This window comes from Rhizorhabdus antheiae (assembly GCF_049889055.1).
In the GTDB taxonomy this organism is placed as follows: Bacteria; Pseudomonadota; Alphaproteobacteria; order Sphingomonadales; family Sphingomonadaceae; genus Rhizorhabdus.
Window position 1 is genome coordinate 61,455 of record NZ_JBLTWO010000008.1, and the last position, 14,244, is coordinate 75,698.

Below are 14,244 nucleotides of genomic sequence, written 5' to 3' on the forward strand. Positions count from 1 at the left end.
CGGCCCGCGAGAAGGATGCCGGCACAGGAGTGGATCCGTCCGATGGCGCCTTCGTCCCCGCTTCCGCATGGCTTTCTGTCGTCGCCCGAAGAGATCATCGACGCCGCGCGTAACGGGCGGATGTTCATCCTTGTCGATGACGAGGACCGCGAGAATGAGGGGGACCTTATCATCCCCGCGCAGATGGCTTCGCCCGACGCGATCAACTTCATGGCGAAGCATGGCCGTGGCTTGATCTGCCTCGCGATAACCCGTCAACGCGCGGACGAGCTGGGGCTGGAGCCGATGTCGCGCCAGAACGGCACGCGCCATGAGACTGCCTTCACCGTTTCGATCGAGGCGCGCGATGGGGTCACGACCGGGATCAGCGCTTATGACCGCGCCCGCACCATCTCGGTCGCGATCGACGCCTCACGCTCGCGGGACGAGATCGTGACGCCGGGCCATGTCTTTCCGCTCGTGGCGCGGGAGGGTGGGGTGCTGGTCCGCGCCGGCCATACCGAGGCGGCGGTCGACGTGGCGCGCCTCGCGGGGCTCAATCCGTCGGGCGTGATCTGCGAGATCCTCAACCCCGATGGTTCGATGGCGCGTCTCCCCGACCTGATCCCGTTCGCGCGCGAGCATGGGCTGAAGATTGGCACGATCCGCGACCTGATCGCCTATCGCCGCCGCCACGATCATCTGGTCGAGCTGCGCGAGGAGATGCGCTTCGTCAGCGCCTGGGGCGGCGAATGGCGGATACAGAGCTATCGCAACAAGGTCGGCGGAGCAGAGGTCGTGGCGCTCGTGAAGGGCAGGATCGATCCCGAAGCGCCCGTGCTCGTGCGCATGCACGTCCATTTTCCGCTGGCCGATCTCTTCGCCGAAGAGGGCGATCGATCGGGCGTGCTGCGGGAAGCGATGGAGGCGATCGCGGCCGAGGGCAGCGGGGTCGTCGTGATCCTCAACTCGCCCGCGCCCGACCTCGTCGCCTGCATCATCCGCGCCCGGCGCGAGCGGCGCGAGGAAAGCAGCGGCCGGACGATGGCGCTGCGCGAATATGGGATCGGGGCACAGGTGCTGACCGACCTCGGCATCCACCGGATCGTCCTGCTCAGCAACAGCGATGCGAGCTTCGTCGGGCTCGACGGCTACGGCATCGAGATCGTCGCGCACCGTGCATTGGGCGAGCCGAAAGGCGGCTGACGCGGCCTGCCTGATCGGCAACCCTGTTAAGCTTGCAATCTTATACAGTTTATGAACTACTCGGTGCTATCAGGAGGTTAGGAGAGCCATGACCAACATTCTCATCCGGGGCGGCACCGTCGTCGACGGAACCGGCGCACCGGCGTATAAGGCCGACGTCCGCATCGGCGGCAAGACGATCATTGAGATCGGCCAGAATCTGGAGCCTGCGTCCGGCGACAAGGTCGTCGACGCCAGCGACTGCATCGTCTCCCCGGGCTTTATCGAGCCGCATACCCATATGGACGCGGTGATGTGGTGGCAGCCGAGCCTCGACCCGCTGCCCGGCTATGGCGTGACCACGGTGGTCATCGGCAATTGCGGCTTCACCGCAGCGCCGATCCACGAGGAGCGCGAGGTGCAGCGGGAGATGGTGAAGATCTTTACCTTCTTCGAGGAGGTGCCCGAGCAGCCCTTCTTCGACCTCCTGCCGTGGGACTGGCGCAGCTGGTCCGAATATAGCGCGTCGATCGCGAAAAATTGTCCGACGGCAGCGAACATCGCGGGCTATGCCGGGCATATCGCGATCCGCCTGGCGGCTATGGGAATGGACGCCTGGACCCGCGCCGCGACCCCCGAGGAAATCCGGAAGATGTGCGCGCTGCTCGAGGACGCGCTCGACGCGGGCGCGCTGGGCATGTCGTCCAACCTGATGGACCATGACAGCCAGGATCGCGCGGTGCCAAGCCTCGTCGCCGACGATGCCGAATGGTCGGCGCTGATCGGCGTGCTGGCGAGCCGTCCGGGTACCCAGCTGCAGGTCATCCTCGACACCTTCTTCCGTCTGAAGGCGCCCGAGCAGATGGAGCGGCTCGGCAATCTCTGCCGTGGACGCGGCGTCCGCGTGCAGATGGCGGGCGCGGGCGGCCTGCTGCGTTTCCAGGATTCGATCCGCGACCGCATGTGGGAAATCACCGCAAAGCAGAAGGAAGAGGGCCTCGATTTCTGGCCGAGCTTCGCGCACGTTCCGCCGACGACCGCGCTCAACTTCTTCAGCACCTCGTCCTTCGCCCAGGCGAACGAATATGTCTGGCACGAGGTCGTGCAGGCCGAGACGGTCGAGGCAAAGCTCGCCCTGCTCAATGACCCGGACTTCCGGGCGCGGGCTCGCGACAGCTGGGACAACAAGGCGTTCAAACAGTCGCTCGTCGCTAATCCGCACATGATGCTGCTGCTCGATTCCGAGACCGGTGCCGGCCCGCTGGGCCTCAGCCTCAAGGATCTGGCCGAGCAGCGCGGCGTCCATCCGTCCGATGCGCTCGCCGACTGGGTCATCGCCAATGGGCTCAACTCGATCGTCAACCGTATGCCGCACCCGATGGCGCATGAGCAGACGCTGCAGATGCTCAAGGACGACAAGACCGTCGCGAACATCTCGGACGCGGGCGCCCACGGCCAGATGCTCTGCGGCGGCGGCGAAAATATCCTGTTGCTGACCCAGTTCATGCGCCAGCAGGAACTGACCCTGGAAGAAGCGATCCATGTCCAGACGGGCAAGCAGGCGGGCCATTTCAACTTCGCCGATCGCGGCGTGCTGAAGCCCGGCTATCGCGCCGACGTCACGGTGTTCAAGCTCGACGAGATCGAGGCGCGGCCGCTCAAGCGCGTCTTCGACGTGCCCGACGGCAAGGGCGGCATGACCTGGCGCTTCACCCGCGACGCGGCGCCGATGCGTCTCACGCTGGTGAACGGCGTGCCGACCTTCGAAAACGGCGCGTTCACCGGGGCCCTGCCGGGCGAGATGGTGGGGCCGCAACTCCCTAAGGTCGAGGAAGTGGCGGCCTGAGAGCCGAAACGAGGAGGAAGAGGATGACGGAAGACGATCTTCCCTATCTGCAGCGTGGTCGCCAGAAGGTCGAGACGACCAGCAGCGCGCTGATCAGCTCGTCAAAATATCTGAGCGACTATCGCATCCGCGAGTGGGTCGTGACGCAGAGCCTGCGCAAGAATGGACGCGACTATCCGCCGACTTTCGGCATTCCGATGCTGATCGAGGCGGTGCGCGAGGTGCAGGACCATGAGCGGATCGAGGAGCTGTTCAACGAGGCGCGCAAGGACTGGCCCGAGTTCGACAAATGGCTCGATGAGCGCTGGCTGTCGCGTTTGCGCCGCGACGACATGAAGTCCTGCCCGGAAGGGTCTATCGGCGGCATCTGGTACAAGCAGCTGGTCGGCGCCCAGATGGAGGTAGACATCATTCCGAGCTTCGAGCCGCGCTCGAGCTTCGAATATTTCTTCCTGCGCGGCGTCCAGATCCACGACTTCATGCACATATTGAGCGGCGGCGGGTTCGACGGCCTCGGCGAGATCATGCCGGCCTTCCTGAAATACGGTAATCTCTTCCGCCATTTCAACGCCGAGCTGGCCGGGCTGCTCAATGTGCAGAATACGCTGCTGACCATCCCGATGTTCATGCGCGGGCCGCTTCACTACCCCGCGCTGTTCCCGAAGATGTGGGACCTTGCCCATTATGCGCTGAAGGTGGGCGAGCGGTCCGATCCGCTGTTCCTCCCGCGCTACGAGGATTGGCTCGATCTTCCGCTGGAGGAGGCAAGGCGCAAATTCGGGGTGCGCGGGGCGCGGACGATCGACACGTCGCGCGAGTCCGACTTCTTCAACGAGTTCACGACCAGCTATGAGCCCGACCCGCCCGAGCGCGACGCGATCGCCGCCGAATAGGATCGGATCGCAGACCGACCGGAAATCAATGGCCCCCCGCTTCGGCAGGGGGCCTTTTTCTTACCAGCCCTCGATCTCGGCCAGGCCGATCTCCTCGACCACCGCCAGCGCGCGTTGCAGCGCTTCGGGCTCCGAAGGGAGGCGTGGTGGGCGGGGATGTCCGCCGGCCATGCCGAAATGTTCGAGCAGCGCCTTGGTGACGCGGATGCCGCCATTGCCGTACAGCGCGAGGAACAGCCGCATCAGCTTTCCCCAGCGCTCCAGGAAGGCGACATTGTCGCCGCTGCGGGCGGCGGCGATCACGCTGGCGCACAGGCGCGGCGCCATATTGCCCTCGGATGTCAGGAAGCCATGTGCGCCGAAGGCGAAGGCGAGGGGGGCGTTGTGCGGCCCGCCGACACAGATGTCGATCCGATCACCCAGCGCATCGGACAGCGTGCGAAGATAATTGGGGTCCTGGTGGCTGATGTTGAGGCCGATCAGCTGCGGGTGGCGCTCGAACAACGCGATGATCACCGGCGCCGGGATGACATAGCCCACCGACTGGTGGGTGGACAGGACCGACGGAATGTCGCTGTTCGACAGAACCTCGTCGAAATAGCGGTCGAGTTCGGCGGGGGTCGGCACATGGCCATGGCCGACGTCGAGCGAATAGACCTGAGCGGCGTCGACACCGGCCCGCTTCGCCTTGTCGAGAAAGGCGATCATCTGGCGCGCGGTGCGCGGCTCGACGCCCATCGCCCGGATCGGCGAGCGGCCCTTGAGCTCATCGCTGGCGATGGCTAGCAAGCGTTCGGTTTCCTCGTCGGACAGCGTATAGCCCTCGCCACTGCCACCGCCGCCGACATAGACCCCGACGCCCGCATCGCTGAGCTTGCGCAGGTGGCGGCGGAAGGCGGCTTCGTCAATCGCGCCATCGGCCGTGAAGGGCGTGATGCTGATCGTAAAGGTCTGATAGCGGGCCAGATCGGCGCCCATCCTGTCTCTCCTGTTATTTGTAACGGTTATACGGGTTGTTGTTGCAAAGATTGGAACGAAACCTATTGCTGATCTTCAGAGGGAGAGCCCTCCGCGCGGAGCGCGCGGACCAGTTGGAGGCACCGAACCTGACTATGACCGTATCGGGCAAGAAGCGGCTGCGGCAGCCGCGTCTCGCGGAGATTGTCGCCTCTTCGCTGCGCGCGCGCATCCTCTCGGGAGCACTCGGCGATGGCGACCTTCTGCCCAAACAAGACGAATTACTCACCGAGTTCGGCGTCAGCCCGCCCTGCATCCGCGAGGCGTTCCGCATCCTCGAGACCGAAGGCCTGATCACCGTGATCCGCGGCAATGTCGGCGGCGCCGTCATTCATGTGCCCAAGCCTTCGACAGCTGCCTATATGCTGGGTCTGGTTCTGCAGGCGCGCAAGGTGCCGCTGATCGACCTGGTCGATGCGATGCGCCTGCTCGAACCGGCCTGTGCCGCGCAGGCGGCGCGACGCACCGATCGCGCGACGACGGTCCTGCCGAAGCTCCGCGCCAACATCGATGCCAGCCTCGCGGCCGTCGACGATCCGAGCACCTTCATCGGGCTCGCGCGCGCCTTCCACACCGAACTCGTGTCGGGCTGCGGCAATGAGACGATGAGCCTCGTCGTGGGCGCGCTCGAAAAGCTCTGGTCGGCGCAGGTCGACGAACTCGCGCTCAACAAGTCGGTCCATGGCACTTTCGCCGACCGCTCGGTGCGGCTCTCGCTGGCGCAGGAGCATGAGCGCATCTATCGGGCGATCGCCGAAGGCGACCCGCTGACCGCCGAGCGCGCGATCCGCGAGCATTATACCGGCGGTGGCGAGCGTCGACACGGCTTCGACACCGGCATCACCGTGATCGCGGAATCGCTCAAGCCCTGATCGCTTGCCCCCCGGGGCCATGCTCAGAGATCCAGGTCGGTCACGGTGTCGGCCACCGACACGCGTGGGCGCGGTCCGGCGGGTTCGGCGATGGTACCGATCAGGATGACTCCGGCGACCCTTTCACCGTCGGTCAGGCCGAGCAGGGCGGTGGCGTCCGCGTCATAGGCATGCCAGCCGGTCAGCCATTGGGCGCCATAGCCCAGTGCATGGGCACCATTGACTAGGTTCATGCAGACGGCGCCGGCCGATAGCCATTGCTCCCATTCGGGGACCTTGTGGCCCGGCGTCGCCTTCGACACGACCACGACAGCCAGTGGGGCCGATGCCAGCTTGCGCGTGCTGACACGCGTCTTGGCGGCGTCCTCGCGCGTCTCGACGATCTCCATCAGGCGCTCGACCCAGCGCGCTTTGCTTGCGCCGGCGATGCGGATCAGGCGCCACGGCGCGAGACGGCCATGATCGGGGACGCGCAGCGCAATCTCGAACAGGCGGGCGCTCTCATCTGCGTCGGGGCCGGGTGCGACGAGCGCATCGGGAAGCGGGGAGCGACGGGTGGCGAGCATTTCGCTTGCGTCACCTGTTGCGGCGATGGCGGTGGCCATGATGTTTTCTCCTCTCACCGATTCTCTGTACTATCTATCTTTATAAGTAAAGAAGCATGGGAGAGGCTGCCAGCGCCGAAGCGAGGCGGAGGATATGTTGGCTCATGGCTGCCAATGTTGACTCCAAACCATGGCTGTGCCTATCTTATATAAGATAACGATATTGTCGCTGGTATCAGCAATTGGTCGGGGCGGCTCTGGAAGGCCCGTCACGGCGCAAGCCCCGCAGCTGCAAGGTGCAGAGGCAGGCGGGGCAGACATTGGAGGGGATTGATGGAGGGATCGATTCTGCGTTTTGCCGATGTCCGTCTTGGACAGCCTGTGCCGCTCGTCGAGCGCGATGGCTCGGCGGGTTCGCTTGCCGAGCGGATCTGCGACATGGTCCGGTCCTGGTCGGGCACGGCCTCGGCCTCGCTGGTGTCCATGCAGGAGGAGCAGGCGGAGGCCATGGGCGAGCCGCTGGCCGCTTCGGTGGTCGGACGCCATCTCGGCGGCAGCAACCGCGCCGATGTCGAGGTGCTTATGCGGTCGAGCGAGATCGCCCGCACCCGCGCCGTCGTCCGTGTCACACTGGCCTGATCCGATGTACAAGGACCATGAAGCCGAAACGGCGCCGGTCACCCGTGCGCCCGCTGCATCGGGGACGACCTCCTCGCTCCAGCCGACGATCTCGAGCGGTGTCGCGACGCTGCGCACTTTGCGGATCGCCAAGCATTTTCCCTTCTTCCTCGCGGTTGCCGAGGAGCAGAATCTTCACCGCGCGGCGGAACGGCTGAACATCGCCCAGTCGGCGCTGTCCCGACGGATAGCGGACCTGGAGCGCGAGCTGGGCGGGGTTGCCCTGTTCGAGCGGCAGGCGCGCGGCGTCGCCATCACCCAGGCGGGCCGCGAACTCGCCAAGGATGTGCGCCGCATCCTGATGTCGATCGAGGAGGCGGGCCGCCATGTGAAAAGCGTGGCGCTGGGCGATCGGGGCACCATCCGCGTCTCCTTCTCGGAAGCGATGCTGCGGCGGCCGATCCTGCCGCTGGTGCTGCGCGATTTCCGCAAGCTCTATCCCGAGGTCGATCTGCGCGCCTTCCCGCTGCCGTCGGACGCACAGCGGTCCCGGCTGGCCGCCGGAGAGATCGATGTCGCTTTCGTGATCGATGAAAGCAGCGACCGCGACCAGTTTCATTCGGTGGCCATGGGCGAGGACAAGTTCGTGCTGGCACTGCCGGACGATCATCCGCTCGCCGCGCAACCGCATGTCAGGTTGCGTGATATCGCCGGGGAGCCACTGCTCTGGCCGGCTCGGCATGTGTCGCCGCGCCTGTTCGACCGCATGATCGCCGCCTTCGATGCGCAGGGCGTCTCGCCCAATATCGCGGTCGAGGTCATGGCGGTCGACATCGCTTATGAACTGGCGGCGGCGCGGATCGGGCTGGGCGTGGTCACCGCCGCGCGGCCCGACCGGACCCCGCCGGGGATCGTACTGCGCGATATCGTCGATCTCGATCTGCCGCTGCCATTGTCGATGCTCTGGTCGTCCGCCAACGGGTCGGCGCTGGTCGGCAATTTCGTTGATCTGGTCCGCGCACGCCTCGCGGAGCCGGTGGACGCCTGACTCCGGTCAGGCAGCCAGAACGGCGCGCAAGATCGGTCGCATCCGATCGACCTCGGCCGCATCGGGACCGCGCCGTGCCAGCTGGCCCACGATCGACAGCGCGGCTTCGATATGGGTTCTCGCCTGCTCGATTTCGATCGACGGGCGGACTCCGCGCAACAGAGCGCTCAGCCGGTCGACCAGCGCCCGGCGCACCTGTTCGAGCTGCGATCGGTCGGTGGCGTCCATGTCGATGATGGTGGACTGGAGCAGACCGATCACGGCGCCCTCGCGTAGCGCGCGGTCGACCAGGACGTCGGCCATGAGATCGATCGTCACCGCCTTCTCGCCTGCTGCCGACTCGATCGCGTCGAGGGCGTCCACGGCGGCTGCCTCGAGCAGGGCGACCAATATCTCGGTCTTGCGGCTGAAATAGCGATAGATCGCCGGGCCGCTGATGCCGGAGGCGAGGGCGATCGCATCGATGCTCGCAGCGGCATAGCCGTGTTTCTGGAACATCTCGGATGCTGCCGACAGGATCAGCGAGCGCCGCGCCTCCCGCGTCATGCGCGTCCGCCGGGGAGCGGTGCCTTGCCGATTGTCGTCGTCGATCATCGCGATCCCCCTAGCGGAGCTGTTCTGAAAACGCTAGTTAGCGATCGTTCACTAAGAGGATGCCCCGATGACCGACACCCGCCCGCTGGCCGATCCGGCACTGTTCGATCCCGATCGTTTCGCGAGCCATGGCTATCCGCATGACATCTGGACCGAGATGCGGCGTAACCGCCCGATCGCCTGGCACGAGGACGGGATTCGCCAGCCTTTCTGGGCCTTGGCGCGCTATGACGACATCACCGCGATCGGGAAGGACAGCGACAATTTCATCAGCAGCCCCGGCGTCACGATCCTGCGCAAAGACCAGGAGGTCGAAGGCGGCGGCCCGCGCGTCCCTTTGATGCTGACGATGGACCCGCCCGAGCATCACAAATACCGCATGATCCTTCGCGAGCGCTTCAAGCCCAGCGTGATGCGCGCACTGGAGGCGCATATCATCGAGCGGTGCAGCCAGATCGCCAACGACGTCGCGGCCGCGCGGATCGCCGCCGCGACTAACGGCGAACAGGTCATCGACTTCGTCGACGCCATCGCGATGCGCTTGCCGCTCGACGTGATCCTCGAACTGCTCGGCGTCCCCACCGACGACCGTGATCAGATGTATGAATGGAGCAACGCGGTCATCGGCAGCGAGGACCCCGAATATGGCGATGTCGATCTGCCGCGTGAGGCCATTGCCGCCGCGCAGCAGGCGATGTTCGGCTATTTCGCCCGCTTCATCGCCCAGCGCCGCGCCGCGCCGCGTGAGGATCTGGTCAGCCTGCTGGTCGAGGCGCGGATCGATGGCACGCCGCTGAACGACATGGAGATATTGGGCTTCTGCTTCCTGCTCGCCATCGCAGGCAACGAAACCACGCGCAACGCGACCAGCGGCGCCATGCTGGCGCTGATCGAGCATCCCGAGGCGCGGCGGCAGCTGACCGCCGATCCGTCGTTGATGGTGCCGGCCGTCGAGGAATTGCTGCGCTGGGTCACGCCGATCGTTTACATGGCCCGAACCGCGACGCGCGACATCGATATCGCCGGACAGACGGTGCGCGAAGGCGAGAAGGTCGTGATGTTCTATCCGTCCGCCAACCGCGACGAAAGCGTGTTCGATCGCCCCTTCGATCTGGACTTCACGCGCAAGCCGAACCGCCATCTCACCTTCGGCTTCGGGCGGCACAGCTGCCTGGGCAACGACCTTGCCCGGATCGAGCTGCGCGCGGTGCTGACCGAAATCCTCGCGCGTTTCCCGCAGCTCGATCTCGCCGGTCCGGTGAGCCGGTTGCGGTCCAACTTCGTCGGCGGGATCAAGCGGATGCCGGTCAAGATCGAGCCCTGAACGCCCGCTCCCGGAGCAGCGATCTCGCGAAAGCAAGGATCGGAGCAGTGTCCCGACTGGACATGCTCCGACCCTCTGGCGACACTCCCGGCAACGAAAAAAGACAGAAGAGGGGCCGTCCGATGCCGGACTGGGAATCGCTTTATGCCAGCCGCATGGCGGGGGTCGTCGCGTCCGACATTCGCGAGCGGATGAAGCTGCTGGACGCGCGCCAGATCATCCATCTTGGCGGCGGGCTGCCCGATCCCGACATCTTTCCCTATGTGGCCTTGCGGCAGGCTTCGGATCGCATCTGGGGCGACCGCACGCTCGCGCGGACGGCGCTGCAATATGCGCCGAGCGAGGGCCATGCGCCGTTGCGCCAATGGATAGCCGAGCAGACTGCCGCCGATGCCGGGGTGGCGTGCGGGATCGACAATGTCGTGATCACCAACGGGTCGCAGCAGGGACTGGACTTCATTGCCAAGCTGCTGCTGTCGCCGGGCGACAAGGCCATGGTCGAGATTCCGAGCTTCATCGGCGCCCTGCGGGCGTTCGATGCCTATGAGCCGCGCTATCTGGGCCTGCCCGAAGATTCGGCGGAATGGGATGCAAGCGCGTTGGCTGGCGCCAAATTCTGCTATGTCGGCCCCGATTTCCGCAACCCGACCGGTACGACGATGTCGTTGGCGGATCGCGAAAAACTGCTCGACCTCGCCGACGCCACCGGCATGATCATCGTCGAAGACGGTTGTTACGAGCAGCTGCGCTACGAGGGCGAACCGATCCCCTCGCTGCTGACGCTGGCGATGTGCCGCTATGGCGATATCGAAAAAGTCCCCGTGCTCCACACCGGCACCTTCTCCAAGACGGTCGCGCCCTCGCTCCGCATCGGCTGGATCACCGGCCCCCGCGATGCGATCCGCAAGCTCGTCCTGATCAAGCAGGCGAGCGACCTGGCGACCAGCGCGCTCAACCAGATGCTGCTGCTCGACGTTATCCGGACGTCGCTCGACACGGCGATCGAGACGGGCTGTAGCGTCTATCGCGAGCGGCTCCATGCGATGCTGGCCGCACTCGATCAGCATATGCCGGACGGTGTGTCCTGGACCCGTCCCGAGGGTGGTCTCTATGTCTGGGCCAGCCTGCCCGAGGGCGTCGACGCCGGCCGCTTCGCCGAGCGCGCGTTGATGGAGCATAAGGTCTCGATCATCTCGGGCGCGGCCTTCTATCCGGCCAGGGCCGAGAATGTCCGCCCCGCAACCAATCGCTTCCGGTTGAGCTTCTCGATGATCCCTTCGGAGGCAGCGACCGAGGGCGTGCGGCGGCTTGGCCTGCTCGCAGGCGAGATGGTTGCCATGCTCGTCTGACACCCAAGCGCCCCCCCGCACGACGTCTCTGCCAAAGGAATTCTGATGCCCGCAGCGCTGTGTCTGTCGATCATCGTCCTGCACGCGGCTGTTCTGGGGATCGTCGGTGCCGCGCTCTGCTGGTTCGGCGCGCAGCTGCTCTGGCTCGGCGGCTCGGCCTATTATGCGATCGCCGGGGTCGGACTGGTCTGCTCGGCCGTGCTTCTTCTGCGGAGAGACCGACGTGGCTACTGGCTGTACGCCCTGCTCTGCCTCGCCACGATCGGCTGGGCGCTGTGGGAGGTCGGCACCCAGCCTTGGGGCATGATGGCCCGGGTTGCTGCGCCGTTGGTGCTGCTGGTGCCACTCAGTGCCGTGGCGCTCTGGCTCGAGCCGACACGCCGGGAGCCGGGCGGGGGGCTGACGCCTCTGATGGTCGCGGTCGGCGCGAGTGCGCTGCTGGCAGGCGGATGGGTCTGGGTCCGGGAGCCTGCGCCTTCGCCGGCACAAGACGCGGTCGCCTTTGCACCGGTCGATAAGGGTGAGTGGCCCAACTATGGTGGCGACTGGAAAGGCGACCATCATAGCCCGCTCGCCCAGATCACCCCCGCCAATGCCGGCAGCCTGGCGCGTGCCTGGACCTTCCGGACCGGCGGCATAGATGATCTCGGCAACAACAGTCGCTTCACCGCCACCCCGCTGGCGATCAACGGCGTCCTCTACCTCTGCGACCCGCGCAACCGCATCTTCGCCGTCGATGGCGCGTCGGGGCGCGAGGTCTGGCGCCACGATCCGAAGGTGAACGCCAGCAAGGCTTTCTCGATCGTCTGTCGCGGCGTTTCGCACCATGCCAGCGCCGGCACGGGCGAGTGCGCGTCGCGGATATTGGAAGCGACGCTGGATGCCCGATTGATCGCGGTCGACGCGGCAACGGGCCGTCCCTGTCCGGGCTTCGGCAAGAGGGGGAGCGTCGACCTGTTGAAAGGCGTCGCGACGCGGTTCGACGGCTATTATTACGGGACGTCGCCGCCCGCGATCATCGGCGATCTGGCCGTCATCGGCGGCTATGTGATCGACAATCAGCGGCTCGATCCGGCGCGCAGCGTCGTGCGGGCCTATGATGTCCGGACGGGTGCGCTGCACTGGGTGTGGGACGCCGGCGCTCCGGGGAAGGCGGGGCGTGCCGACAAGCAAGGTCTCTTCTCGGTCGGCAATCCCAATGCCTGGGCGTTGTTCACCGCCGATCCGGCGCTGGGCCTCGTCTATGTGCCCACCGGCAACAGTTCGCCCGATTTCTATGGCGCGCTTCGGACCGCCGCAGCCGAGAAATACGGCACGTCCCTCGTCGCTCTCGACGCGGCGACGGGCGCGGTGCGCTGGGCGTTCCAGGCCGTGCATCACGACCTGTGGGACTATGATATGCCGGCCCAGCCAGCACTCGTGAATATTCCTGCGCGAGGAGGGCGGCCGACACCCGCGCTGATCCTGGCGGGCAAGACCGGCCAGATCTTCCTGCTCGACCGACGCAGCGGCCGGCCGCTGGCGCCCGTGGAGGAGAGGCCGGTTCCATCGTCGTCGACCGAGAATGTATCGCCCACGCAGCCTTACTCGAGCGGGCTGCCATCCTTCGCTCCGCCGCGAATCACCGAACGGGCGATGTGGGGCGCCACACCGGTCGACATGCTGCTGTGCAGGCTCGCCTTCAGGCGGCTGCGCTATGAGGGCGACTATACGCCGCCGTCACGTGATCCTTTCCTGTTCTCGCCGGGGACATTCGGCGCGATCAATTGGGGTGGAGTTGCGATCGATCCTGCGCGGCAGACGATGATCGTCAACAGCTCGAACATGCCTTTCGTCGGGCAACTGGTCGACCGGGCGGAAGCCGATGCGGCGGGGGCAACTCCCTATGATCCCGATGCGGGGCGTTCCGCGAAGCGAAGCGGACCGATGCCGCCCATGCCGATGGCCGGGACCCCCTTCGGTCTGCGTCTGCGGCCCTTCCTGTCGCCGATCGGCTTTCCCTGCCTAGCGCCGCCCTGGGGACGGATCGCCGGTGTCGACCTGCAAGGCCGGCGGCTGCTGTGGCAGCGGCCGCTGGGCGACAGCAGCGGCAATGCGCCTTTCGGTCTTGCGTTACCGGTCGGGATATTCAACCTGGGCGGTGCGGTGACGACCGGCGGAGGCGTAAGCTTCATCGCCGCCACGACCGACGCCCAGATCCGGGCGTTCGAGACGCGGACGGGCCGTCTGCTGTGGCAACAGCGGCTACCGGCGGGCGGTCAGGCAACCCCGATCAGCTATGCCGCCAGCGACGGCCGCCAGATGATCGTCATCGTCGCCGGTGGTCACGGATCGCTGCGCACGAAGCGGGGCGACTATCTGGTGGCTTTCGCACTGCCCGGCCAGCCCGCCCAAAGGGGACGTCAGCGGGGCCGCTGACTATAGTCTTCGCCGCGCCGGCCGCCGCGCAGCGCGCCCGGGCTGTTCTCGAAGAAGCTGTGGTCGGCGGGAAGGTCGGTGACCCAGTCGGTCAGCAGCACCCGGCGGGAGATCCGCCAGTCGCCGTCGATGCAGCGATAATCGTCGATATAGCGGCCGGCGATCACCAGGTCGCGGGGCTCGCCCTCGCTGCCGCGCGTGCCATGCCAGGCCTGGAAATAGCATTCGCCGCGTGCGCGATCGCCGTCGAGTTCGATGCGGACCTGTCCGAGCAGATGATGGCTGCCCTCCATCGAACCGAGGAATTCCTGGCAGAAGTCGACGAAGGCATCGACCTTGCCCGCCATCAGGCCGCAGTCGATCTCCGCATCGTCGTGAAAGGCGCTGCGCTGCATGGCGCGATCGAGGCGATCGAGACCGCGCATGTAGCGCTGGACCGCATCGGCAATGTCGCGCCGCGCCGCGAGGTCCAGTATTTCCTTCTGCAGCCCTTCGGCGCTGGATTCCCGCATCGGTGGTCCTCTCTCTTCATTCTCATGTTGCGGGCCGATCCTTT

13 protein-coding genes are annotated in these 14,244 nt (G+C 66.0%); 9 read left to right on the top strand and 4 right to left on the bottom strand.

What is annotated here, in order from left to right; all coding sequences use genetic code 11:
• The first annotated feature begins 15 nt into the window (after positions 1–15).
• The 3 genes from ribB (at position 16) to ACNI3R_RS15210 (ending at position 3,903) form a co-directional block, all read left to right on the top strand.
• Complete coding sequence (gene ribB / locus ACNI3R_RS15200) at positions 16–1,185, top strand: 3,4-dihydroxy-2-butanone-4-phosphate synthase (RefSeq protein WP_426184820.1); 1,170 nt, start codon at positions 16–18, stop codon at positions 1,183–1,185.
• Positions 1,186–1,273: 88 nt separating this feature from the next.
• Positions 1,274–3,010, top strand: a complete 1,737-nt coding sequence (locus tag ACNI3R_RS15205) for an N-acyl-D-amino-acid deacylase family protein (protein WP_426184822.1) — start codon at positions 1,274–1,276, stop codon at positions 3,008–3,010.
• Positions 3,011–3,033: 23 nt separating this feature from the next.
• Positions 3,034–3,903: a hypothetical protein gene (locus ACNI3R_RS15210; protein WP_426184824.1), complete on the top strand. Its 870-nt coding sequence runs from the start codon at positions 3,034–3,036 to the stop codon at positions 3,901–3,903.
• Positions 3,904–3,963: 60 nt separating this feature from the next.
• Here the strand turns inward: ACNI3R_RS15210 and ACNI3R_RS15215 are convergent, their stop codons facing one another.
• Positions 3,964–4,881 (bottom strand): dihydrodipicolinate synthase family protein, encoded by a 918-nt coding sequence (locus tag ACNI3R_RS15215; RefSeq protein WP_426184826.1) that lies wholly within the window; start codon positions 4,879–4,881, stop codon positions 3,964–3,966.
• 134 nt (positions 4,882–5,015) lie between these two features.
• Between ACNI3R_RS15215 and ACNI3R_RS15220 the strand changes: the two genes are divergently transcribed.
• Positions 5,016–5,792: a FadR/GntR family transcriptional regulator gene (locus ACNI3R_RS15220; protein WP_426184828.1), complete on the top strand. Its 777-nt coding sequence runs from the start codon at positions 5,016–5,018 to the stop codon at positions 5,790–5,792.
• Positions 5,793–5,815: 23 nt separating this feature from the next.
• Here ACNI3R_RS15220 and ACNI3R_RS15225 read toward each other — a convergent pair whose 3' ends face one another.
• Complete coding sequence (locus ACNI3R_RS15225) at positions 5,816–6,397, bottom strand: nitroreductase family protein (RefSeq protein ID WP_426184830.1); 582 nt, start codon at positions 6,395–6,397, stop codon at positions 5,816–5,818.
• A 273-nt stretch (positions 6,398–6,670) separates the two neighbouring features.
• On the opposite strand from ACNI3R_RS15225, the gene ACNI3R_RS15230 reads away from it, so the two are divergent.
• Positions 6,671–6,976, top strand: coding sequence for a hypothetical protein (locus ACNI3R_RS15230; RefSeq protein WP_426184832.1), 306 nt, complete (start codon positions 6,671–6,673; stop codon positions 6,974–6,976).
• A 4-nt stretch (positions 6,977–6,980) separates the two neighbouring features.
• On the top strand, positions 6,981–8,003 hold the full coding sequence (locus ACNI3R_RS15235) for a LysR family transcriptional regulator (RefSeq protein ID WP_426184834.1): 1,023 nt from the start codon (positions 6,981–6,983) through the stop codon (positions 8,001–8,003).
• Positions 8,004–8,009: 6 nt separating this feature from the next.
• Here the strand turns inward: ACNI3R_RS15235 and ACNI3R_RS15240 are convergent, their stop codons facing one another.
• The gene (locus ACNI3R_RS15240; protein ID WP_426184836.1) at positions 8,010–8,597 is read right to left on the bottom strand and encodes a TetR/AcrR family transcriptional regulator; all 588 of its coding nucleotides are present in this window, start codon (positions 8,595–8,597) and stop codon (positions 8,010–8,012) included.
• Positions 8,598–8,664: 67 nt separating this feature from the next.
• On the opposite strand from ACNI3R_RS15240, the gene ACNI3R_RS15245 reads away from it, so the two are divergent.
• From ACNI3R_RS15245 to ACNI3R_RS15255, 3 genes are all read left to right on the top strand, one after another.
• Positions 8,665–9,921 carry a cytochrome P450 gene (locus ACNI3R_RS15245; RefSeq protein WP_426184838.1) on the top strand — a complete coding sequence of 419 codons (1,257 nt, stop codon included), beginning with the start codon at positions 8,665–8,667 and terminating at the stop codon, positions 9,919–9,921.
• 122 nt (positions 9,922–10,043) lie between these two features.
• A complete protein-coding gene (locus tag ACNI3R_RS15250; RefSeq protein ID WP_426184840.1) occupies positions 10,044–11,270 on the top strand; it encodes an aminotransferase-like domain-containing protein in 1,227 nt (408 codons plus the stop codon).
• Between the two features lie 45 nt (positions 11,271–11,315).
• Positions 11,316–13,688: a membrane-bound PQQ-dependent dehydrogenase, glucose/quinate/shikimate family gene (locus ACNI3R_RS15255; RefSeq protein ID WP_426184842.1), complete on the top strand. Its 2,373-nt coding sequence runs from the start codon at positions 11,316–11,318 to the stop codon at positions 13,686–13,688.
• On the opposite strand, the gene ACNI3R_RS15260 is transcribed toward ACNI3R_RS15255, so the two are convergent.
• Complete coding sequence (locus ACNI3R_RS15260) at positions 13,673–14,200, bottom strand: nuclear transport factor 2 family protein (protein ID WP_426184844.1); 528 nt, start codon at positions 14,198–14,200, stop codon at positions 13,673–13,675. The two genes, ACNI3R_RS15255 and ACNI3R_RS15260, sit on opposite strands and share 16 nt — an antisense overlap.
• Positions 14,201–14,244: the final 44 nt, after the last annotated feature.